The organism is Martinezella miluonensis, assembly GCF_900094545.1.
GTDB lineage: Bacteria > Pseudomonadota > Alphaproteobacteria > Rhizobiales > Rhizobiaceae > Rhizobium > Rhizobium miluonense.
The window spans coordinates 109,450-131,294 of record NZ_FMAH01000007.1 but is presented as its reverse complement, the minus strand read 5'-3'; the positions used below and the strand labels follow the sequence as shown (position 1 = coordinate 131,294).

20 protein-coding genes are annotated in these 21,845 nt (G+C 58.1%); 14 read left to right on the top strand and 6 right to left on the bottom strand.

The features are described from left to right. Positions 1 to 12: 12 nt before the first annotated feature. The 10 genes from GA0061102_RS09410 to GA0061102_RS09365 all read left to right on the top strand — a co-directional run bounded on the left by GA0061102_RS09410 (position 13) and on the right by GA0061102_RS09365 (position 13,816). Complete coding sequence (locus GA0061102_RS09410) at positions 13 to 1,932, top strand: glycoside hydrolase family 127 protein (protein WP_092846213.1); 1,920 nt, start codon at positions 13 to 15, stop codon at positions 1,930 to 1,932. A 14-nt stretch (positions 1,933 to 1,946) separates the two neighbouring features. Further along, positions 1,947 to 3,023: an ABC transporter ATP-binding protein gene (locus tag GA0061102_RS09405; protein WP_167667941.1), complete on the top strand. Its 1,077-nt coding sequence runs from the start codon at positions 1,947 to 1,949 to the stop codon at positions 3,021 to 3,023. A gap of 391 nt (positions 3,024 to 3,414) precedes the next feature. Further along, positions 3,415 to 4,341, top strand: coding sequence for an ArsR/SmtB family transcription factor (locus tag GA0061102_RS09400; RefSeq protein ID WP_092846209.1), 927 nt, complete (start codon positions 3,415 to 3,417; stop codon positions 4,339 to 4,341). Positions 4,342 to 4,563: 222 nt separating this feature from the next. Next, positions 4,564 to 6,072 carry an arabinosylfuranosidase ArfA gene (arfA, locus tag GA0061102_RS09395; RefSeq protein ID WP_092846207.1) on the top strand — a complete coding sequence of 503 codons (1,509 nt, stop codon included), beginning with the start codon at positions 4,564 to 4,566 and terminating at the stop codon, positions 6,070 to 6,072. A gap of 191 nt (positions 6,073 to 6,263) precedes the next feature. After that, on the top strand, positions 6,264 to 8,165 hold the full coding sequence (locus tag GA0061102_RS09390) for an ABC transporter substrate-binding protein (RefSeq protein ID WP_092846205.1): 1,902 nt from the start codon (positions 6,264 to 6,266) through the stop codon (positions 8,163 to 8,165). A gap of 118 nt (positions 8,166 to 8,283) precedes the next feature. Continuing rightward, positions 8,284 to 9,288, top strand: coding sequence for an ABC transporter permease (locus GA0061102_RS09385; protein ID WP_092846203.1), 1,005 nt, complete (start codon positions 8,284 to 8,286; stop codon positions 9,286 to 9,288). A 3-nt stretch (positions 9,289 to 9,291) separates the two neighbouring features. Further along, on the top strand, positions 9,292 to 10,149 hold the full coding sequence (locus GA0061102_RS09380) for an ABC transporter permease (protein WP_092846201.1): 858 nt from the start codon (positions 9,292 to 9,294) through the stop codon (positions 10,147 to 10,149). Between the two features lie 2 nt (positions 10,150 to 10,151). Beyond that, on the top strand, positions 10,152 to 11,141 hold the full coding sequence (locus GA0061102_RS09375; protein WP_092846199.1) for an ABC transporter ATP-binding protein: 990 nt from the start codon (positions 10,152 to 10,154) through the stop codon (positions 11,139 to 11,141). Beyond that, positions 11,138 to 11,962, top strand: coding sequence for an ABC transporter ATP-binding protein (locus tag GA0061102_RS09370; protein ID WP_092846197.1), 825 nt, complete (start codon positions 11,138 to 11,140; stop codon positions 11,960 to 11,962). Before GA0061102_RS09375 ends, GA0061102_RS09370 begins: the two co-directional genes overlap by 4 nt. A gap of 399 nt (positions 11,963 to 12,361) precedes the next feature. Then, on the top strand, positions 12,362 to 13,816 hold the full coding sequence (locus tag GA0061102_RS09365) for an NCS1 family nucleobase:cation symporter-1 (RefSeq protein ID WP_092846195.1): 1,455 nt from the start codon (positions 12,362 to 12,364) through the stop codon (positions 13,814 to 13,816). A 266-nt stretch (positions 13,817 to 14,082) separates the two neighbouring features. Here the strand turns inward: GA0061102_RS09365 and GA0061102_RS09360 are convergent, their stop codons facing one another. Together GA0061102_RS09360 and GA0061102_RS09355 are read right to left on the bottom strand one after the other, a co-directional pair. Next, positions 14,083 to 15,141 (bottom strand): sensor domain-containing diguanylate cyclase, encoded by a 1,059-nt coding sequence (locus GA0061102_RS09360; RefSeq protein ID WP_092846193.1) that lies wholly within the window; start codon positions 15,139 to 15,141, stop codon positions 14,083 to 14,085. A gap of 347 nt (positions 15,142 to 15,488) precedes the next feature. Beyond that, entirely contained in the window at positions 15,489 to 15,791 is a 303-nt protein-coding gene (locus GA0061102_RS09355; RefSeq protein ID WP_245297954.1) for a TOBE domain-containing protein, read from the bottom strand. Positions 15,792 to 15,955: 164 nt separating this feature from the next. On the opposite strand from GA0061102_RS09355, the gene GA0061102_RS09350 reads away from it, so the two are divergent. After that, on the top strand, positions 15,956 to 16,642 hold the full coding sequence (locus GA0061102_RS09350; RefSeq protein ID WP_092846189.1) for a hypothetical protein: 687 nt from the start codon (positions 15,956 to 15,958) through the stop codon (positions 16,640 to 16,642). A 392-nt stretch (positions 16,643 to 17,034) separates the two neighbouring features. Here the strand turns inward: GA0061102_RS09350 and GA0061102_RS09345 are convergent, their stop codons facing one another. Both GA0061102_RS09345 and GA0061102_RS09340 read right to left on the bottom strand, forming a co-directional pair. Further along, positions 17,035 to 18,006, bottom strand: a complete 972-nt coding sequence (locus GA0061102_RS09345) for a GlxA family transcriptional regulator (protein ID WP_245297953.1) — start codon at positions 18,004 to 18,006, stop codon at positions 17,035 to 17,037. Beyond that, positions 17,999 to 19,210, bottom strand: a complete 1,212-nt coding sequence (locus tag GA0061102_RS09340) for an MFS transporter (RefSeq protein ID WP_092846300.1) — start codon at positions 19,208 to 19,210, stop codon at positions 17,999 to 18,001. The genes GA0061102_RS09345 and GA0061102_RS09340 overlap by 8 nt, the downstream gene beginning before the upstream one ends. A gap of 268 nt (positions 19,211 to 19,478) precedes the next feature. On the opposite strand from GA0061102_RS09340, the gene GA0061102_RS09335 reads away from it, so the two are divergent. The 3 genes from GA0061102_RS09335 to GA0061102_RS09325 all read left to right on the top strand — a co-directional run bounded on the left by GA0061102_RS09335 (position 19,479) and on the right by GA0061102_RS09325 (position 21,070). Further along, a complete protein-coding gene (locus tag GA0061102_RS09335) occupies positions 19,479 to 19,916 on the top strand; it encodes a curlin (RefSeq protein WP_092846185.1) in 438 nt (145 codons plus the stop codon). Positions 19,917 to 19,985: 69 nt separating this feature from the next. Then, the gene (csgH, locus tag GA0061102_RS09330; RefSeq protein WP_092846183.1) at positions 19,986 to 20,390 is read left to right on the top strand and encodes a curli-like amyloid fiber formation chaperone CsgH; all 405 of its coding nucleotides are present in this window, start codon (positions 19,986 to 19,988) and stop codon (positions 20,388 to 20,390) included. 263 nt (positions 20,391 to 20,653) lie between these two features. Continuing rightward, positions 20,654 to 21,070, top strand: a complete 417-nt coding sequence (locus GA0061102_RS09325; protein ID WP_092846181.1) for a curlin — start codon at positions 20,654 to 20,656, stop codon at positions 21,068 to 21,070. Positions 21,071 to 21,294: 224 nt separating this feature from the next. Here GA0061102_RS09325 and GA0061102_RS09320 read toward each other — a convergent pair whose 3' ends face one another. Continuing rightward, positions 21,295 to 21,633: a hypothetical protein gene (locus GA0061102_RS09320; protein WP_092846179.1), complete on the bottom strand. Its 339-nt coding sequence runs from the start codon at positions 21,631 to 21,633 to the stop codon at positions 21,295 to 21,297. Further along, positions 21,630 to 21,779: a hypothetical protein gene (locus tag GA0061102_RS32915; protein ID WP_159432152.1), complete on the bottom strand. Its 150-nt coding sequence runs from the start codon at positions 21,777 to 21,779 to the stop codon at positions 21,630 to 21,632. Before GA0061102_RS32915 ends, GA0061102_RS09320 begins: the two co-directional genes overlap by 4 nt. Positions 21,780 to 21,845: the final 66 nt, after the last annotated feature.

Below are 21,845 nucleotides of genomic sequence, written 5' to 3'. Positions count from 1 at the left end.
GAGAGTTTCAAAATGACAGCCAAAAACAAAAGCCAATTCCGCCCCGTTGCGGTTCCCGACGTCACGCTCGACGGATTTTGGGGGAAGTGGCAGGACGCAGTCTGTGACTCCACTGCGGCAATTCTGCTCGACCGCTGCGAAAAGGCCGGGATGATCCAGGCGATCGACGTCGATCGGCCGAGCCCGGGCATCGTGATCCCGATCGATGAAAAGTGGACGGGCTCGACCCAGATGTTCTGGGATTCCGACCTTGGCAAGTCGATCGAAACCATCGCCTACTCCCTGTATCGAAAGCCGAACCCGGAACTCGAGGCGCGTGCCGACGCCATCATCGAGATGTATGAAAAGCTGCAGCAGGAAGACGGCTATGTGAACGCCTGGTTCCAGCGCGTGCAGCCCGGCAAGCGTTGGACGAACCTTCGCGACCATCACGAGCTCTATTGCGCAGGACATCTGATGGAAGCCGCCGTGGCCTATTATCAGGCGACGGGCAAGCGCAAATTGCTTGATATCATGTGCCGATACGCCGACCATTTGATCAAGGTTTTTGGTCACGGCGAGGGGCAGATCCCCGGCTATTGCGGCCATCAGGAAGTAGAACTGGCGCTCGTCAAGCTGGCGCGCGTCACAGGAGAACAGAAGTATCTCGATCTCTCCAAATTCTTTATCGACGAGCGTGGCAGCCAGCCTCATTTCTTCACTGCCGAAGCTCTTCGCGGGGGGCGCGATCCAAAGAATTACGTACACAAGACGTATGAGTACAGCCAAGCCCATCTTCCCGTGCGCGAGCAGGGCAAGGTCGTCGGTCACGCGGTACGCGCCATGTATCAGTACTCCGGCATGGCCGACATCGCGACCGAGTATCAGGATGATACGCTGACAAGCACGCTGGAGACGCTCTGGGATGACCTTACCGTCAAGCAGATGTATGTCACGGGCGGCATCGGTCCCGCCGCTAGCAACGAAGGCTTCACTGACTATTACGACCTGCCGAACGACACGGCTTACGCCGAGACCTGTGCCTCCGTCGGTCTCGTCTTTTGGGCAAGCCGCATGCTCGGCCGCGGCCCCAATCGCCGCTACGCCGACATCATGGAGCAAGCGCTCTATAACGGCGCGCTTACGGGGCTTTCCATTGATGGCAAGACCTTTTTCTACGACAATCCGCTGGAGAGCACGGGCAAGCACCATCGCTGGGTCTGGCATCGTTGCCCGTGCTGCCCCCCGAATGTCGCACGGCTCGTCGCTTCGATCGGTTCGTACATGTATGCGGTGGCGGACAACGAGATCGCCGTGCATCTCTACGGCGAAAGCAGCGTGAAGGCGGAAATGGCTGGCGCAGGAGTAAAGCTCGCCCAGCGCACCAACTATCCATGGAACGGCGATATCCGCATCGAGGTGGAGACGACGGTGCCGTCGACGTTCGCAATCGCTTTGCGCATACCGGAATGGGCTGACGGTGCGGCCTTACAGATCAACGGAAGCCCGGTCGACCTCAGTTCGTCGGTCGTTGACGGATATGCGCGTCTCGAACGAGCCTGGAACACGGGCGATGTCATCGAGCTTAAACTCCCGCTCGAACTGCGTCCGCAATACGCTTCTCCGAAGGTTCGCCACGACGTCGGCCGCGTCGCGCTCGCCCGCGGCCCGCTGATCTACTGCGTCGAGGAGACGGATAATGGTGGTGATCTCAACGCTTTCGTGGTTCCGCAGGATCTGAAGGGCTATCGGATCAAGGAAATCGAGAGGCTGAACGGCGCCGTTGCCGTCGAGCTGGACGTGTCGAAGGAGGACACCAACGGCTGGAACGGATCGCTCTACCGTACCCGTCCTCCCGAGCAGGTGGCGGCAACGATGACACTCGTGCCCTATCATCTCTGGGACAATCGTGATCCGGGCGCCATGCTGGTGTGGCTCCAGTCCGAAAAGTGATCGGGATGAATTCCATGGATAGAGCAAGCGTGTCCCTAAAGGCCGTCCAGAAGTCCTACGGAAGTCTCGCGGTGGTGCACGGCATCGATCTTGACATCAATGAGGGGGACTTCGTCGTGTTTGTCGGCCCTTCTGGATGTGGGAAGTCGACGCTTCTGCGGATGATCGCCGGGCTCGAGGAGGTGACCGAAGGCGAGATCAGCATCAAGGGGCGGGATGTCACCGACCTCGATCCGTCCGATCGAGGCATCGCGATGGTTTTCCAGTCCTATGCACTCTACCCGCACATGTCGGTGCGGGAGAACCTCGCATTCGGGCTGAGGATGGCCCGCACGGACGCAGCCGAGATCAGCCGCAGGGTGGATCAGGCCGCGTCCATCCTCAAGATTGACCATCTCTTCGAGCGTCGTCCGGGTCAGCTCAGCGGCGGCCAGCGTCAGCGCGTCGCCATCGGCCGTGCCATCGTGCGCAAGCCCGACGTCTTCCTTTTCGACGAGCCTTTGTCGAATCTCGATGCCGAGTTGCGCGTGTCGATGCGCATCGAGATTGCGCGGCTGCACAGGGAACTCGGCAACACGATGATCTATGTCACGCACGACCAGACCGAGGCGATGACGCTTGCCGATAAGATCGTTGTGCTGCGCAGCGGACGTATCGAACAGTTCGGCACGCCGAGAGAGGTCTATGAAAACCCTTCCAACATGTTTGTTGCCGGTTTCATCGGCTCTCCGCGGATGAATTTCCTCAAGGCGACCAGTGAGGGAGCTGGGCGTTTCCAGATCGCGGGCAAGATATTCGAGGCGCAGGAAGTGCCAGCAATGCCGTCCGTTGGCGCCGATTTCGTTGTGGGCATCCGGCCCGAGCATATTGTGCTCGGCGAACCGCATGACCTGTCGATACCGGCGAAGGTAGAGTTTTCCGAGTATCTTGGCGGCACCAGATATATCTATTGTGCGCTGGACGACGGCCAAAACCTGGTGGTGGAGCAGAGGGCCGGGCCCGATGTCGAGCCGGGAAGTTCGATCAACCTGGATCACTCCTCCAGAAACCGTCTTTTCTTCAGCACCGAGGGCGAGCGCCTGATTGCCTAGCCGGGCGGCTCGCTTATCGGTGGATGGTATCTATTCAACGAGCGATGCGTGCGGCACAGGGGCGAGCAGCGTCGGCGTGCGCCGTGATGTCAGGGAACGCTTCATTTTATATCCTCGAATTGAGGCTATCCCGTTCCAGCGCCGGGTAGATCATCGGCATTCATGCGAGCTTCAAGCGGGACGCTCGGCTCCGGCGCTTTACTGCAGATACGATGCCTTGACATGGTTCGTCCAAGGTGGCCGTGAGTGTCAAGATTGTATCTGTTTGCATGACTGTTCCACGCCCTATGACATTGGATTGGGGTGCCAGATAAGCCGGCCCCACGGCATCTCTTGTAAAATCAAAAATCTTGATATAAATGAAACCTATTGATGAGGTGTCTGGGATTCAATGAAGCGCGGCTTTCTGACAATTTATGCGGGTGAGAATGCTGCCGTTTTTAGGGCTCTTTCGGCGCCGGCGCGCGTCGATATGCTGAAGCTGCTCTGCGCCAAGGGCTCGATGAATGTCAACGAGATCGCCCGGGAACTGGATTTGCCGCAATCCACAGTCGCAACGGCGATCATGATCCTTGAGGAAGCCGGTCTTGTCGAGACCAAGGCTGCGAAAGCGCGCAAGGGCTACCAGAAGATCTGCACCGCGCTTTACGACGAAATCCTGCTCAGTTTCGAGGATCAGGCCTTCAAGCACGATGAAGACGTGATCGAAGTCGCCATGCCGATCGGCCTCTATACGAGCTGCGAGACGCACGCGCCATGCGGGCTGTGTTCAACCGACGGCGTGATCGGTCTGCTCGATGTTCCCGACTATTTCCTTGACCCGCAGCGCATGCAGGCCGGCCTCCTATGGTTCGGCCGCGGCCATGTCGAATATAAATTCCCGAACAATGCCAAGATCTTGAATAGGAATGTCAACGCCATCGAATTCTCGATGGAGCTTTCGTCCGAGGTGCCGGGCACCAATCCGGATTGGCCGTCGGACATTACCGTCTGGATCAACGGTGTCGCCGTCGGGACATGGACGTCCCCCGGCGATTACGGCGACAAGCGCGGAGCCTTCACGCCAAGCTGGTGGAAGCTGGAAGGCTCCCAGTACGGTAAGCTGAAGACCTGGCGAATCTCGAAAAAAGGCACTTTTATCGACGGCGTTGCCGCTTCCGATGTGACGATCGATGATCTCGCCATCAGCCAGCATTCCTCGATCCGCTTGCGGGTCGGGATTGCCGACGATGCACGCAACACTGGCGGCATCAATATTTTCGGTCGCGGCTTCGGCAACTACGGCCGCGACATCCTGATGCGCATCGACTTGGCGTAAATCTATATCATATATTGTGATATATAGCCAATAACCCGCATAAATTTCCGATAAGTCATATTTTTTATAATCATTTGTTTTTATAGGCTATTTTCCCGATTTCGGCTGTCTTTATCATGAATCTCGCGGTATTTTCCCTTTGGTACGCGTTGACGACCTTCTAAAAGTGTATCAAGATCAAGGTATAAGAACGAAATATCTGATACATATGGGAGGAAGGCCGTGAAGGCGCATGTGATCGTCCATCGTGATTTCCGAATTGCCGACATTGACGATCGGCTTTACAGCGCTTTTTTGGAACATCTGGGCAGGGCGATCTACGGCGGCATCTACGAGCCCGGTCACCCGACTGCCGACGAGCATGGCTTCCGTAAGGATGTGATCGAGTTGGTGCGCGAGCTCAACGCGCCCTATACCCGCTATCCCGGCGGCAATTTCGTTTCCGCCTATAATTGGGAAGACGGGGTGGGCCCCCGCTCCGAGCGTCCGGTGCGCCTGGACCTTGCCTGGCGGACGCGTGAGAGCAACCAGATCGGCGTCAACGAATTCGTCGATTGGTGTAAAAAAGCCAAGACCAAGCCGATGCTTGCCGTCAACCTCGGCTCGCGTGGGCTGGATGCGGCGAGAAACTTCCTCGAATATTGCAATCATCCGGGCGGCACCTATTGGTCGGATCTCCGGCGCAAGCATGGCTGGGCCGATCCGCATGGGGTGAAGCTCTGGTGCCTCGGCAATGAAATGGACGGCCCCTGGCAGGTTGGGCACAAGTCTGCCTACGAATACGGACGCCTAGCCGACGAGACCGCCAAGGCCATGCGCGGCTTCGACAAATCGCTCGAACTGGTCGTCTGCGGCTCATCCAATTCCGACATGAAGACCTATCCGGATTGGGAAGCGCAGGTTCTGGAGCAGTGCTATGACAGCGCCGATCATATCTCGCTGCACATGTATTTCGCCAATCGCGAAAGGAATACGCTGAACTATCTGGCAAAGGCCGAGAAGCTTGACCGCTACATCGTTACCATCGGCGGCGTAATCGACTATATCAAAGCGAAGAAGCGGTCGAAGAAGACGATCGGCATTTCCTTTGACGAGTGGAATGTCTGGTACCACTCCAATCAGCAGGACAAGGAGATCCTTGCCCGCGACGAATGGCCGGATGCGCCGCATCTGCTCGAGGATGTCTATAATTTCGAAGACGTGCTGCAGGTCGGAGGTATTCTCAACACCTTCATTCGCCGCTCCGATCGTGTGCGCATTGCCTGCATAGCCCAGCTGGTCAACGTGATCGCGCCGATCATGACGGAAGATGGCGGCCCGGCATGGCGGCAGACCATCTACTATCCGCTCTATTTCGCCTCGAAATATGGTCGTGGCTACGCGCTGTGTCTCATCACCGACGGTCCGACCTATGACAGCGACGAAGCCGACGATGTGCCCTATCTCGATGTGTCAGCCGTCCATGACGAACTGGGCAAAATGGTCACGCTGTTTGCCGTCAACCGCCATCCGGACAGCGCTCTTGATCTCGACACCCGTCTCGAAGGCTTCACCGGCGCCCGTGTCGTCGAACAGCATGAGATGGTCCACAGCGATCTGCAGGCGGTCAACACTGCAACGCGACCGAACGCCGTCGTCCCGACCAATACCGGCGATGCCAAAGTCGAGGATGGCCGGCTGCGTGCGACGTTGAAGCCGCTGTCTTACACGGTGATCCGGCTGGCGGTGTGACGCCTTGCCGCCGGGGCCGATGCGCCCCGGCACTGAAAATGGTCGAACGGTCGCGAGGAGGCGACCGCCGATCTTTTGCGAACCCGAACCGCCGCACAAGGTTTGCTGCCAGTCGGGAAAGAGGGTGAAAGTCGTGGTCTGCTCCGTTTTGTCCGGGCGCGCCGCGTAATCGATAAAAGTGGGAGGAGTTCATGCAGCAGTGGAAGAAGCTTGCCTTCGGTGTCGCGCTGGCCACGTTCGGCCTCGTCGCGGCGGCCAAGGCTCAGGATTATACGTCCTTGCCTCGCAAGGAGACCTTGATCGTCGAGAATCCGGAAGGAACGATCAAGAATCCGGGCTGGTTCAATATCTGGGTCAATGGCGGCGGCGGCGTTTCGACCGGCCTCCAGCAATTGACCATGGATACGCTCTGGTACATCGATCCGGAGAAGGGTCTGGGTGGCGCAGCCTGGGACAATTCGCTGGCTGCCGACAAGCCGCAATATAATGATGATTTCACCCAGATGACGGTGAAACTGCGCAAGGGTCTTTACTGGAGCGACGGCGTCGAATTTACCGCTGACGACGTGGTCTATACGGTCAAGACGCAGATGGATCATCCCGGCATGGTCTGGAGTGCCGCCTTTTCGGTCCAGGTCGCCAGCGTCGAGGCGACGGATCCCTATACCGTTGTCTTCAAGCTGAAAAAGCCGAATTCGCGCTTTCACGCTATCTTCACGGTTCGCTGGAACGGCGCCTGGATCATGCCGAAGCATGTCTTCGAGAAGGTCGCCGATCCCGTACGTTATGACAATGCCAATCCCGTCTCGCTCGGCGCTTACAAGCTGAAGGCCTATGATCCGCAGGGCAAATGGTATACCTGGGAGAAACGTGACGACTGGCAGCGCACCTCGCTCGCGCGCTTTGGCGAGCCGGCTCCGAAATATGTCTCCTATGTCGATCCAGGCCCGCCGGACAAGCGTACCATCGCACAGCTCGAACACAATCTGGATATCATTCACGACAACACGCCCGAAGGCATGTTCACGCTGAAGGAGAAATCGAAAACGGCCGAAAGCTGGTTCCCCGGCTTCCCCTTCGCGCATCCAGACCCGACCCTGCCAGCGGTGATCTTTAACACCCAGGATCCCGTATTCCAGAATCCGGACGTACGCTGGGCACTGGCGCTGCTGATCGACATCAAGGCCGTCGACATGGCAAGTTATCGCGGCACAGCGACGCTTTCCGCGCTCGGCGTTCCGCCAACGGCGATCGCCATGACGGATTATCAGGCTCCGCTGCAGGATTGGTTGAAGAATTTCGAGATCGACACCGGCAAGCGCAAGATCAAGCCATACGATCCGACGATCGGCCAGCAGATCGCCGATATCCTGCGCAAGCAGCCGAAGTACAAAGATCAGATCCCGACCGATCCGGCCGCGATCGGCAATGCCTTCGGCTATGGCTGGTGGAAGCCCGATCCGCAGGCCGCCGCCGAACTTCTGCAGAAGGCCGGCTTCAAGAAGATCGATGGCAAATGGATGACACCCGACGGTCAGCCCTTCAAGATCCGCCTGACGGTCGAGGGTGATACTCGCTCGGTCTTCACCCGCGCCGGAACGCTGATTGCCCAGCAATGGGCAGCTTTCGGGATCGACTCCAAGGCGGCACCCACGACAAATCTCTGGCAAGTGGGGCTACAGCCCGGCAGCTATCAGGTTGCCATCGCCTGGAGCGTCGAGACCTGGGGCGGCGATCCGGATCTATCGTTCTTCCTCGACAGCTGGCACTCCGAGTTCGTCGCGAAGAAGGGTGAAAACCAGGCGCCGCGCAACTGGCAGCGCTGGTCCAATCCCGAACTCGACAAGATCATCGAAAACATCCGTCGCATCAGCGCCGATGATCCGAAGGGTATCGAACTCGGCAAGGACTATCTGAAGCTCGTTGCGCAGCAGATGCCGACCATTCCGCTGATGTCCTACAACGTGTTCACCTCGATGGACACGACCTACTGGAAGGGTTATCCGACCATAGCTGACCCCTATACCGACCCGGTTCCCAATTGGGCGAACTCCCGGTTGATGATGGTGAAGCTCAAGCCGGCGCAACCTTAGCTCTCCCGACCCTGACGCGGCGAACGCGCCGCGTCAGGCACCTGTCGCCGGGCACGAAAAGAGGTCCGGCGATCTTTTCGATCAGAGATGAAGTGCGGGCAGCAAGGAAAACGACGGCATGACGTCCTATCCAGTTTTCGTGTTGAAACGATTTGGCCAGTTTCTGCTCGTCGTCTTTCTCGGCATATCAGCGACTTTCTTCATCACGCATCTGACACCGATCGATCCGGTCGAGGAAAGCATTGGCGCAATCCAGCAAATGGGCCAATCGGATCCCCGCGCCGTCGAACTGATGCGCCAGTCGCTCAGGGAGCTCTACGGTCTCGAGGGCTCCATCTGGCAGCAGTATCTGCATTTCTGGGGCCGCCTCGCGACCGGTGATCTCGGGCCGTCGCTCTCGGCATTTCCAACGCCCGTTTCCGCCATCATCGCAAGGGCGCTGCCCTGGACCATCGGCCTGATGACCGTTTCCGTCATCATCACATTCCTGCTCGGAAGTATGATCGGCGCGCTCACCGGCTACTATCGCAATAGCATGATACTGAAGGCCGTGAGCCTCGTTTTCATCGCCATGCAGCCGATACCCTATTACATCCTCGCCTTCGTGCTGATCATCTTGTTCGGCTACATCTGGCCGATCCTGCCGATCAACGGCGGCTATGAGATGAACACCAGTCTGGAGCTGTCCTTCACACTGGTGCTCGACATTCTCCGACATTCCATCCTACCGGCGCTATCCTTGATCCTCGTCGGGACCGGCAGCTGGCTCATCGGCATGCGTGCGCTCGTCTCCAATATCATCACCGAGGACTACGTTGTTTTTGCCGAGCTTGGCGGCGTGCCGAAGCGCAGGATTTTAAGGTCTTATATCGCACGCAATGCCATGGTGCCGCAGTTTACCGGCCTTGCCATGTCGCTCGGCGCTGTTTTCAACGGCACCGTCATCACGGAGATCGTCTTCGGCTATCCCGGCATCGGCAATCTTCTGATTTCGGCCGTCCATGCCGGCGATTACAGCCTTGTCCTGGGGCTGAGTGCGCTATCGATCGCCGGCGTCGCCGCGGCAGTCTTCATCGTCGACATATTGGGTCCGCTGATCGACCCGCGCATCAAGGTGGAGTAGGCCATGCTGACGATCGTTCGCGACCTCGCTCGCCAGAATGCCGAATTCCTTTGCGGTTTGCTTTTGTTTGCCGTTATCGTCGGAATGGTGATCCTGTCCTATTTCTCACCCTACGGCCCTTCCGATCTTTATCTGCTGCCGCCGGACATGCCGCCGGATGGGCAATACTGGCTTGGCACGACATCGCGTGGCCAGGATGTTTTCTGGCAACTCGCGGTAGCGCTCCGCAACACCCTCTATTTCGGCATCGGTGTCGCCTTCCTGTCCCGCATTATCTCGCTTGTCGTGGGACTGGTGGCTGGCTATGCCGGCGGCGCCCTCGATCGCGTGCTGATGGCGATCAATGACAGCATCATGGTCATTCCGCAGTTTCCGCTGCTGATCCTGTTCTACTTCGTACTCAAGGACGAAATGACCTGGACGGTGCTTATCGTCGTCATGGCGTCGCTGGGCTGGTCCTATGACGCGCGCTTGATCCGCTCGGTGGCGATCAGCCTCAAGACGCGGCCTTTCACCACGCAGAGCATCTATTCCGGCATGAGCATGCGTAAGATCCTCGTCGAGGAGCATCTGCCCTATGTACTGCCGATCGTCTTCGCCACAACGATGAACAATATGATCTGGTCGATCGGCATGGAGATCACGCTTTCGGTGCTCGGCTTTACCGATATCGAGACGCCGACCATGGGCATGATGATCTATTGGGCCAATGCCCATTCGGCATTGATCGCCGGAAACTGGTGGTGGGTCGGAGCACCCGTGGCTGCCATCGTCGTTCTGTTCATGGCGCTCTTCCTGCTGTCGATGTCGATGAATGAATACAACGACCCGCGCAGTCGTTTGAACCGGATGGGAGGCTAGGTATGGAGGCTGTCGTCGAGGTCAGCAACCTCAAGGCCTATTATCGAGCCTTCCTCTATGGCGTCGATCGCGAGGTGCGCGCGGTGGATGATGTCAGCCTGTCGATCGGTCGCGGTGAGATCTACGGTGTTGCCGGTGAATCGAGCAGCGGCAAGACGACGCTGATCAAGACGATCGCGGGTGCCATCCGACCGCCGCTTCGCGTCGTCTCCGGCGCTGTCAAATTTCACTTCAATGGCGGAACGCAGGATATCTGCGCGATGACGCCGCAGGAGCGGGCATCGCTTCGCTGGCGGCATTTGTCCTATGTCATGCAGGGATCGATGAACGTGCTCAATCCCGTGCGGCGCATCCGGCATTCATTCACGGATTTTGCTTTCCGCCACATGAAGGTCGATCGCAGCACCTTCTTCGACCGTGTGGGCACCCATCTCCAGCGATTGAAACTCGACGCGCATCTTCTCGATGCCTATCCGCACGAGTTGTCCGGAGGCATGCGTCAACGCATGACCATCGCGCTCGCGACCATTCTGACGCCGGAGTTCATCATCGCCGATGAACCGACGACGGCGCTTGATGTCATCGTCCAGCGCGACGTGCTGTCGATGATCCGCGAGATACAGCACGAGATGGGCTCATCCTTCCTGTTCGTCACCCACGACATGGGCGTTCACGCCGCCGTCTCCGACCGTATCGGCATCGTTTATGCCGGGCGGCTGGTCGAGGAAGCGCCGACGCGCAAGCTTTTTCAACTGCCGCTTCATCCCTATACCCAGCATCTGGTCGCAAGCCTGCCACGGATCGGCGATGCCTCCACGCGGCCCTCGCTGGAGGGCAGACCGCCCAATCTCGCCATGCCGCCGGAGGGATGCCGCTTTCATCCACGTTGTCCCAAGCGCATGGATATCTGCAGTCGCGAAGCGCCGCCGATGGTAGCCATCGAACCTGATCGTCGCGTTGCCTGCTTCGCAGTGACGGGAGGACGGGTTTGAGCGATCTTCTTTCACTCTCGCATGTCAGCAAAATTTATCGGCAGGGCGGTATGCTCAGCCGCCGCCAGATAACCGCTGTGCGCGATGTCAGCCTGACCTTGGGAGAAGAGCCGGAAATCCTGTCTATCGTCGGCGAATCCGGTTCCGGCAAATCCACCATTGCGTCGATGATCCTCGGTCAAACGGCGCCGACATCGGGTGCACTCAATTTTCGCGGTATGCCCGTTGCCATTCATGGGAGGTCCGACCGGCGCGCCTTCATGCGCGAGGTTCAGCCCGTCCTTCAGAACCCCTTCGAGGCTTTCAATCCGCTCAAGAGGGTCGATCGATATCTATTCGAAACGGCGAGGAATTTCGCGCCCGATGGCAATCGGCCGAGCCGTACGGAAGTCGAGCGTATGGCGGACAATGCGCTTGCCCATATCGGCCTGACGCTTGCCGAGGTAAAGGGCCGGTTTCCGCATGAACTATCGGGCGGCCAGCTGCAACGCACGGCTATTGCGCGTGCGCTCATACCGCAACCACGCTTGCTGGTAGCCGACGAGCCCGTTTCCATGGTCGACGCCTCCCTCAGAATGGCGATCGTCAACCTCTTCGGCCAGCTGAAGAAAGAACTTGGGCTCTCGATCATCTACATCACCCATGATCTAGCGACCGCCTACTACATCAGTGACCGCATCATCATCATGAAAAAGGGTGAGATCGTCGAGCAAGGCGGTGCGCGCGCTGTGCTTGACAATCCGCAGCATCCCTATTCGCGCGCCCTAAAGGAAGCAGTCCTGTCCGCTAGCCCGGATATGGAACCAGCATCGCTGGCCTAGGCGCTTGCCGGCCTCGCGCTGAGCCAGCTTTGTCGTGGCTTTGGGTGGACCGCATTCTTGCATCCGCTCGGCGTGTGCGCCTGGATCACTTCAGTGCGACTATCGCAATGAGACTGCACGAGCCGGTCTCAGTCTTAAGCTGGAGCGAGGCCGGGTGGGTTTGCAATTCGGCTCTCGGTGCCGCCAATCTTGCGATTTCGCTCATTTCATCAATGGTGAGTCTAAAATTACCGGTCGCATCGATAGATTCGAGCCTCGACTCCTCGGCGGCATTCCGTGTTCTTTGAAACGGAACTCTACGTATCCTAACACTTACCATATCCCAATTGTCACATGGCCGTTTTGGGAGCATGCTGCTCCTCGAGTCCAACGGACTCGGAGACATAGGGGAGAGGGGAAATGACAATACAAAATCCATCGCCTTCACTGTATAACGAAGACTTGGCGCCTGCCGAAGAGAGGAAATGGGGCGCGTTCAGTATCTTCAATGTGTGGACGTCGGACGTTCACAGCCTTTGGGGATATTATCTTGCCGCAAGTCTCTTCCTGCTATGCGGCAGTTTCATCAACTTCGTGATCGCGATCGGTATCGGCTCGCTGGTCATCTTCTTCCTTATGAGCCTGGTCGGCAATGCGGGTGTTAAGACGGGCGTGCCATTCCCTGTTCTTGCCCGCGCTTCCTTTGGAACCTTCGGCGCAAATGTCCCCGCACTGGTGCGGGCTGTCGTCGCCTGCTTCTGGTATGGCGCTCAGACTGCGGCTGCCTCGGGTGCCATCGTCGCTCTTCTCATCCGCAACGAGAGCATTCTAGCGTACCATCAAAACAGCCATTTGCTCGGCCATTCAACGCTCGAGGTCATCTGCTACGTCGTCGTATGGGCGCTGCAGCTTCTGATCATCCAGCGCGGCATGGAGACGGTGCGCAAATTTCAGGATCTGGCTGGTCCCGCCGTCTGGATCATGATGCTGGTGCTTGCGATCTATTTGATCGTCAAGGCAGGCACCTTCTCCTTCGGTAGTGAAATCCCGCGTGACGTATTGCTGGAAAAGACGAAGGACGCAGGTGTACCCGGTGAGCCGGGTTCCTTCCCAGCGCTTGCAGCCGTGGCCGCCACCTGGATCACTTACTTTGCAGCGCTTTATCTGAACTTCTGCGACTTCTCGCGTTATGCCACGGACGTAAAAACTTTGCGGAGGGGTAATCTCTGGGGCCTGCCAATTAACTTGCTTGCCTTCTGCCTCGTCGCTGGTGTGACAACGACCGCTGCCTTCACCGTCTACGGCGAAGTGCTGCTACATCCTGAGGCGATCTCGGCGAAATTCGACAGTTGGTTCTTGGCACTGCTTGCTGCATTGACCTTTGCGGTAGCAACGCTCGGTATCAACGTTGTCGCAAACTTCGTCTCGCCGGCATTCGACTTTTCCAACGTCTTCCCTCGGCAGATCAGCTTCAAGCGGGGCGGTTATATTGCGGCCCTGATCGCGCTGATACTCTATCCCTTCGCGCCGTGGGAGACGAGTGCCGCGCACTTCGTCAACTTCATCGGCTCGAGCATGGGCCCGATCTTCGGGATCATGATGGTGGATTACTATCTGATCCGGAAAGGCGAGCTAAATGTTGCTGCGCTCTACCAGGAAAGTGGCGAGTTTCGGTTCCAGGCCGGCTGGCATAGAAATGCCTTTATCGCTCTCGTGGTTGGAGCGTTGTTCTCGTCGATCCTGCCGACCTTCACGTCGATCCTGCCGGAATGGTGGGCGACCTATGGCTGGTTCTTCGGCGTCGGCATTGGTGGGGCAGTCTACTACGTGCTTCGTGTAAGCACTCGCGGCTCCGCTGTCGGGGCTGCAACGTGACCAGGGCCGTTGCCGGCGGATCATTAAGTTGACGCTACTTTAGGGACCGGCACAACGAAATTAGAGAAAGGATGGCGCGCACCGCACGTCATCCTTTTTTCAGTTTTCACGAGTTGGCAATTGTCTTCTAAAAGGCGAATTCACCTTATGCTGCCTGCGTGAGCACCGGGTTCTCGGTTCGATTCCCCTCAATCGCATATATTGGCCAGACCGCGGGCCGCATGCGCCGGTTATCTGCTGGCGATTACGTCGAAGACAACGTCATTTCAGCCTTGAAAGGCGTCGCCGCCGATTGCTTTTGCGGCATAGAGCGCGTGGTCGGCTTTCGTGAACAGAGCGGTCGGCGTCTCGCCCTCTGCAAAGGCAACCCCAACGGAAGCGCTGACATTGAAAACGGACCCGGAATAGTTCATCGGCGCCTTTGCCGCGTCAACCAAACGCTGAGCGACGCGTTCGATGGTGTGCCGATCGGTGGCGGGGCTGAAGAGGACCGCAAACTCATCTCCGCCAATGCGGGCAATCAGATCAGCGCATTGGCATATCGTCGACAGCCGACGCGTGAATTCGATCAGGCACTCGTCTCCAGCGCCATGCCCGAGCGTATCATTGATCTCCTTGAATTCGTCCAGGTCAATGAGCATCAGGGCTCCGCCTGATCCGCTTGGCCCGCAGATCTTGGCAAGCTGCACTTGAAATTGAGTGCGGTTGGCAAGCCCCGTCATTACGTCGTGTTCGGCGAGATGCCGCATATGCTCAAAGACGGTTCTTTCTTCCGTAATGTCTTGCTTGATACCAAAGAGCCGGATTGGTTCCCCATTTTGGCGTTCGACCGTGGCGAATATTCTGATCCACCGTTTCCCGATATCCGGACCTTGGATTTCCGCATCAAGTTTAAAGCCAGAGCCTGTTTCGATGGCATCACTGCGGACTTTCTGCAGACGGGCCAGGGATTCCTCCGAATAGGTTCTCAGGATGTCGCCACGCACAAGTCCATGACTGCGATGAAAGCCGAAAAGGTCATAGGTTCCACCGCTCCACGTCAATTGCTCGCTCGGCAGTTCGCACCGCCATGTGCCCATGGATGCAGCCACGGAGGCGCGCTCGAAGATCTCGGCGCCGGCCAGGGCAATGTCGGCCTCGCGGATAAGCGCAGCCTGCTGATTGATCTGACGATGCAGCTGCCAAATGGTCTGCCTGTCAAAAGGACCTGTTAGGACGGCGTGGAGTCGCTCCAGCAAGGAGTAGAGTGGAGCCTGCGAGGCGGACGCTAGACGGCAACCGGAGCGATGGAAGCTCAATTCGGTGTCATCTGCTGCATTTTCCATGTTTCACCGGCTTTCGATGATGCTCCCCTTGGACAATTCCTATCGTAAAATCGTTAATCCGAGATGAGAAACCGGAGGATAACTTTGCGCTTGGCAGATCAGAAGACGCCATTGCAAAATTGGAGGTGGATTACAAAGACCACTGAGGTCCCTCCGTCGAACTAATCGGGCCGACTTCGCCTATGCACAATCGGTCTGCCCTGTTGGGTGATCCGAGTTCGATGTTAGTGTTAGTGCCTGCATATATCGAACAATCGCGCCCAGGAAACTCCCACCTGTCCGTGCGAAAGCTAGGCCAAGCCACGCAGCGGCTTCGGTTGCAAGCGCACAGCAATGTTTCACAATGGCTATTGCGTTCGGTTACCCCGGCTAACGAAGAAACGCAGGACATTGGTTGAGCTTGCGACGGTAAGCTCGCTGTCGATGCCAATCTGCGGCCGCCCGGAGACGCGAAACACGATCGCCTGGCCATCGGCGAGAACGCCGTAGACATAGCTTTCTGCCCCCACCAGCTCGACACCCTGCACACGGACCCTGGCCTGAAATGCTCCGCCCGTCTGGGCATCGCCAAGATAGAGGTCCTTCGGCCGGATGCCGATCGCGTCGCGGCTGCCGATGCGGTCAAAATTGCTAGGGTCAAAGCATAGCAATAGAACCCTCCAACCGATAGCCGGGTAATTCAAAGTCGGGCTGACAGAGGTCGGTCAGACCGGTAAGCGGGGGATAGTCGAATATCTTTTCTCCTCACCCGTTAATGGCACTTCACAAGCCATGCGGGAACGCTAAACATATCAACAGCGCAATGGGAGGTAGAATGAAAAGGCTCATGATCTTGGCGGCCATCGCAATGGTCGCGCTTCCTTTGTCGGCGAATGCTGGAGCAATCGCCCGCAAGAGTGGGTACGAGAACGATAAGAACGTGCTGAGCGATCCCTCGGCTCTCAACTGGAATATCGAGGAATGTAGCCATCACGGCATCAATCCGCAGGTGCAGGAAAGACTAGCGAAGCTCATGGGCGTGCCTGAGGCCAATGTTCGTTTTGAGTTCTGCCGCCGGGTCCTGACTGCTATTGCGAGAGGCGCCATTCCCTATGACGACTATGTTCAATTTGCCGGAAGTGGTGTCATGACCCCGAGCATTGCGAGGGCCTTGAGGATTGCCGGTTCGAGACCGTCGAAGCCGCAGAGCAACAGGCAAGCCGACATCGTTCTTCCGGCTTCCGCTAAGATGGATTCCGGCGAGACGTTCAAGGGCTCGACCATAGCATCGGGTAGCAACGGCCGCTTTTCGGTTCAGTCGTCACGGCGTTCGGCAAAATGCTCAGGCACTTACGACCTGACGGATCGGCGCCCGACAATCGCCCTGCCGGTCAAATGCTCGGATGGCCGCACGGGGCGGATCGAAGTCACGAGAGCGGCGGACCTCATGTCGGCATGGGGAAAGGTAACGCTGTCCGATGGGAGCAGCGGCCGGCTGACCGTTGGCAAGGTTCGGAAATAGCGTGTGCAGCTCGGGACAAGAGCTGCCCTCCAACGGCCAAGGAAGGGCCGTCGCAGGAACATCAGGACAGTAGGCCAATCGAGCGCGGAACCGACCCTGCCCATCCGGGCAGGTCGCTAAACCTGTGGTAGATGCTAATATTCCAAATGCCGGCCCGGACGCCACCCGCGAGCCGGATAGTGCAGCGTCCGACGACGATAGCATGCCTCAATCATTGTCGTCGGACATGCCACGACACCGGGGTTGCCGGGCGATTGCCGATCAAACCGTTTAAGACGCGGGCTTCGACGCCGCGCGACATAAGAAACGCTCGGCTCTTGGCATCCTGGCCACGCTATGGCGTATCGGAGCCCTGCCACGGGAGCACGTTTTCACAACGACCAAAAGCGAAGCTACAGTCGCCCGCTGAAGCGCGCCCGGTAGTCCGAAGGGCCTATACCGAACTGGCGCTGCATGACGCGCCGCAGATTTTGCTCGTTGCCGAGGCCGACATCGGCCGCAATCGCCTTGAAAGGCCGGCCGGTTTCTTCGAGTGCACGGCACGCCGCCTCCAGTCGCATCAATTCTACGACCCGCGCCGGTGTGCATCCCACCTCGGCGGCATAGAGGCGGGCAAAGTTGCGAGGACTCTTGCCTGCCTTCTCCGCCAGCTTTTCGACACGGAGATCCTCGTGCAGGTGCTCTGCCATCCAGGTATGCAGTGGCGTGAAGGTTGTAGGCGAACGATGCTGCTGCGCAAGCGGCGTCCTGAACTGGTTCTGGCCGCCAGGCCGCTTGACGAAAACTACCAGCTGGCGCGCCGTCGCGGCGGCAATGGCATGGCCCAGGTCGGCCTCGATCAGTGCCAATGCCAGATCGATACCGGCGGTCACACCGCCAGAGGTCCAGACTTGGCCATCATTGACGAAAATGCAGTCGGCCTCCATGCGGATCGCCGGATGGCGCTGGCTCAGTTCTGCCGACCGTGACCAATGCGTGGTGGCACGCTTTCCGTTGAGTAGGCCGGCGTCGCCGAGCAGGAAGGCGCCTGTGCAGACGGAGCAGAGCCGGCGCACGGAAGGACCGGTCACCGCAAGCCAAGCAACAAGCCGGTCGAGCCCGAAGACGCCGTCGGCGGGAAGTCCCCCCGGGACAATGAGCGTGTCGATGTCGGAGGCGATCAGTTCATCGAGCGGCCGGGTCTCTACCATCAGGCCAGGGGCGGTACGGATGGCACCGCCGCGTTCCGAGGCCGTTACCATCCGATAGCCTGACGCCGTATCCTTCGCTTGCAACGTTGCGGACTCGAAGGCCTGAAGCGGCCCGGCAATATCAATCAGATTGACGCCATCATAAGCGATCATAACAATTAGGCGATCAGGCAAGTCCTTCTCCCACCGTTGAGCGGTTGATGCCGCGCCATCTCAGCACGAGCAGCAGAGCGACGGCAAGCACGGGCAGAGTCAGCAGATTGATTGTCGACCAGCCGTATCTCTCCAGCACCGCGCCCGCCGACAGGGTGGCGACGGTCGCCGAGAGATTTCCGAGCAATCCGGACAGTGCCTGCGCCTTGCCGCGCTCGGACGGGCGATAAGATTGCGATACCAATGTCGTTCCACAGACCACAAGTACGTTCCAACCAAGGCCGAGGGCGGCGAGCGCGAGATAGAATGCGGTGAGCGTGGTCGAGATGGTGGCGATCGCCACACAGGTTGCCATCAGCGCCATGCCGGCGGATAGCATCGGAGCGACGCCGAAGCGGCTGACAAGGCGGCCCGCGAAAAAAGACGGCGCAAACATGCCGAGCAAGTGCCATTGGATGATGTGCGCGCCATCCTCGATGCTGAAGCCGCATGCGACTGCGGCCAGCGGCGATGCGGTCATGACGAACAGCATGGCCGAGGAACCCGCCATGGTCGTGGCGACGCCGGCGATGAAGATCGGCTGGCTGGCGATCTCGCCAAGGCGCCGCGGTGGAAGCGCGGTCCCCGCCTCCGAGCTACTGACGATGCCGACATCGCGGAAGAAAACCAGGAAAACGATAGCCGAAAGCAGGGAAAGCGCCGCCACAAGAAGATAGGCGCCGGCAAAGGCGATGCCGAAGAGCAGATCCTTTGTCGTCGTCGCCAGCATCGGACCGATCAGCGCCGCCAAGATACCTCCGGCAAGAACGGTGGAAATGGCATGGCTCTTGTAGCTCGCGCCGACCGAGTCTGCGGCGGCGATCGCATAGAACTGAGCGAACCCCTGAAAGGCGCCAACGCCAGCGGTGCCAAGGCAGAACAGCCAGAAATCGGCATGCAGGATCGACCAGACGGAGACAAGGCCGCCGACTGCACCGCAGAGCGCGCCGAGTGCGAAGCCAAAACGCCGTCCCAGCTTCTGCAGGATGAAGGCGGCAAAGACCGTCACAATGGCGGCACCGACGGTGATCAGCGCGAAGGGCAATGTAGCGAGAAATTTGTCCGGCGCGAGCTGATAACCAGTGATGCCGGTCAGCGTCAGATCGACGGAAATGGCGCAGATATAGAAGGCCTGGCAGACGGCAAGAATCCAGGCGTTGCGTCTTCCGGTATCCAAAGAGGTCATCAAAGAAACTCCGATTGGCTGTGCGCCGGAGATTATCGATGAGCGCAAGCTGGCAGCAATGACAATCAGCATTCAATTTCTGCCAAATGCCTATCTCTGAGACGTTTGACGTACCTATGAGTGCGCAGCACCCAACCCATGCACATCGCCGCCTGAAGGCTATCGCCATGAATTTTCGATGAACGCTCCCTTCAGCATCTGTTCCAGATCAGAGTTTTATCAAGGAGTCGTTCAACAGCGGTCATATCCGCACAGTAGGAGAGCCAAAATGATCCGCACGTCGATTATCAGCATCCTTGTTGCCACTGCCATCGGCGGCACTGTAATTACCCCTGCTTTGGCAAACGACGTACGTATCGAACAGTACGGCTGGCATAATTCTGCCGGTGGCGCGCAGAACGGCCACAGCAACCGTGTCCGCTTCTACCAGGAGGGGCGCTACAACAATGCCATCGGGCAACAATATGGCCATCGCAACCTGTCGGCCATTGGGCAAGAGGGCAACGATAACTACGGCGCGACCTATCAATATGGCAGCCGCAACGTGGCTGGCATTGGCCAGTTCGGCTCGAACCACACAGCAATCTTGACGCAGGACGGCAACGACAACATCACGGCAGGCGTCCAGGTTGGCCACGGTTGCAGCGCCAATGTAAGCCAGGGCGGTGGCGGCAATGTCGCCGCATTTGTTCAGACCTGCCCTTAACCTCGGCTTGGCGAGGGCCGGGGTGCCTCATTCCCGGCCGCTCCCCACACTATGACAAGGAGACGATCTATGGTTAGTTCCGACAGACGCATTTCCGTCGTCGTGGCGGTTACACTTGCCGGATTGGTTGCCGTCGGGGCGAGCGCTGCCGTGCTCGATGCCGATCGGTCGCAGACCGGGCCGGTTCGCTGCGAAATCCGCGACAGAACTGACGGCGATACGGTATTTCTCGAGCCTCTCGTGCATTCCGACAAGGACGTGAGCGGCACTTACAGCGTCAGCGTCTCCGGCGGCGGCGACGGGGGCTCCTCGAACATCCAGCAGAGCGGCGATTTTTCGGTATTGGCGGGTCGCACGGCATCGCTCGGCCGAATGAGCGTCAGCGCAGCCCGTGCTTCCTACGATGTAAAGCTTAGGCTGAAGCTGGACGGAACGAATGTGAGCTGCAGCAAGCAGGCGACTGGTACGTTCTGAATGTCATCACAGGAAAACTGCGCGGCGGCTTTTCCGTCCGAATTGCATACGCCCAAACTTTAGAGCCACTCAGCGTTTCAAGGAACCGCTGGGTGGCTTTCGCTGCTTGGCAACCGCAGCAGCGTGGAAGCTCCCAACCTGTCTGCGAGCCTCCTTTGCCCGGCCAGTTAAATGGCAGGTGAATGGTGTCTTCCGGCACGGTTCAGCTTGGTTTTGCGAGAGTGAGACATTGGCTGGTGATGGCCGAACAAGGAGAGACATCCATGAACCGCAAGTTTGCCACTACTCTGGGCACTGCCACGATTGCAGCATTTCTCGGTATCTCGGCGCTGGCCGGCCCTGCCAATGCGGGTGGTTCGATAGGGTTTTATCTCTCACCCCAGAGCGCAGAGGATGCCGACATGATGGACCTCGGCCTGAGAGCCTATTCCTTCTACAAGCATGTGCGGAGCGGTGCCGACATCCGTCAACGTGGACAAGACAATTATGCCGGCGTTGCACAGAATGGACGCGACAACGTCGGCATTGTTAACCAACGGGGCAACGGACATTCCGCCACGCTGCGGCAGAATGGCAACGATAACTCCTACGGGGTCTTCCAATTCGGAAGGAACACCGACACGCAGATCGTGCAGGACGGCGATGGACAAACCGGCGCAGCGCTGCTGTTCGGCTGGTAAAAGGTCGGACAAGGGACCCGCGCAGCAATCAACGGTGGGAGATTCGATTTACCGCCAAGCTTCGGTTCAACCGATAACCAGATGTCGTTTGGCGCTCAAGTGCGAGATGCAGCCAGTTGCGCCTGAGTCTGGATGATGAAGTTGGCTGAAAATCGATGGCGACGGTATCTCGGATAGGAGCAACGGATTGTGCTCCATCCTGCGCAATCGATTTCCCGAGGTCGTCAAGTCAATGACGCCCGCGAGGGCCCTGCAGTCTCGAAGCTTGTATTCGCGACCGTATCTGAAGCAGCATTTAGATCTTCAACGATTTCCTCAGCCTCTGTCAGGAGGCGATCCATCTGTTTCCTGCATTCGGCGAAGCGGGTGATCTCGAATGCAAACGGTACATTTCTGCGTGCATCATAGAAGGTCGCGATTGTTTCTCCACACACTCGCCGTTCCTGCTCCAAGACTTCCTTCAGCCTTTTCATCTCACCCTTGAATGCGAAATAAAACTGCATTGTTTGGGTTAGGTGTACTGTTCTGTCTGACATGGGTTTGCTCAACAAGCTATCGTTCATGAATGCATCATTCGAGAAGGTGACTGTATTTTTTCAGCATTGCTTATGGCGCTATTTATGATTGCCAGAAGGATGGACTCGCGATCCCAACCAGCTTTCAATGCTGCGGTAAACAAGCTCTCGATGGAAGGCTCGATCGCAAACATGCATGCCTCCATATATCTCGTTTTCGGTGTCTCGCCTGCTGGGGGAGTATTTATGGCTGGTTTCAA

Bases quoted from the DNA above. Each gene is read 5' to 3' on its own strand.
- GA0061102_RS09410 (WP_092846213.1), top strand. From the start codon at position 13: ATGACAGCCAAAAACAAAAGCCAATTCCGCCCCGTTGCGGTTCCCGAC.
- GA0061102_RS09405 (WP_167667941.1), top strand. From the start codon at position 1,947: ATGGATAGAGCAAGCGTGTCCCTAAAGGCCGTCCAGAAGTCCTACGGA.
- GA0061102_RS09400 (WP_092846209.1), top strand. From the start codon at position 3,415: ATGAAGCGCGGCTTTCTGACAATTTATGCGGGTGAGAATGCTGCCGTT.
- GA0061102_RS09390 (WP_092846205.1), top strand. From the start codon at position 6,264: ATGCAGCAGTGGAAGAAGCTTGCCTTCGGTGTCGCGCTGGCCACGTTC.
- GA0061102_RS09385 (WP_092846203.1), top strand. From the start codon at position 8,284: ATGACGTCCTATCCAGTTTTCGTGTTGAAACGATTTGGCCAGTTTCTG.
- GA0061102_RS09380 (WP_092846201.1), top strand. From the start codon at position 9,292: ATGCTGACGATCGTTCGCGACCTCGCTCGCCAGAATGCCGAATTCCTT.
- GA0061102_RS09375 (WP_092846199.1), top strand. From the start codon at position 10,152: ATGGAGGCTGTCGTCGAGGTCAGCAACCTCAAGGCCTATTATCGAGCC.
- GA0061102_RS09365 (WP_092846195.1), top strand. From the start codon at position 12,362: ATGACAATACAAAATCCATCGCCTTCACTGTATAACGAAGACTTGGCG.
- GA0061102_RS09360 (WP_092846193.1), bottom strand. From the start codon at position 15,141: ATGGAAAATGCAGCAGATGACACCGAATTGAGCTTCCATCGCTCCGGT.
- GA0061102_RS09350 (WP_092846189.1), top strand. From the start codon at position 15,956: ATGAAAAGGCTCATGATCTTGGCGGCCATCGCAATGGTCGCGCTTCCT.
- GA0061102_RS09340 (WP_092846300.1), bottom strand. From the start codon at position 19,210: ATGACCTCTTTGGATACCGGAAGACGCAACGCCTGGATTCTTGCCGTC.
- GA0061102_RS09335 (WP_092846185.1), top strand. From the start codon at position 19,479: ATGATCCGCACGTCGATTATCAGCATCCTTGTTGCCACTGCCATCGGC.
- csgH (WP_092846183.1), top strand. From the start codon at position 19,986: ATGGTTAGTTCCGACAGACGCATTTCCGTCGTCGTGGCGGTTACACTT.
- GA0061102_RS09325 (WP_092846181.1), top strand. From the start codon at position 20,654: ATGAACCGCAAGTTTGCCACTACTCTGGGCACTGCCACGATTGCAGCA.
- GA0061102_RS09320 (WP_092846179.1), bottom strand. From the start codon at position 21,633: ATGAACGATAGCTTGTTGAGCAAACCCATGTCAGACAGAACAGTACAC.
- GA0061102_RS32915 (WP_159432152.1), bottom strand. From the start codon at position 21,779: ATGTTTGCGATCGAGCCTTCCATCGAGAGCTTGTTTACCGCAGCATTG.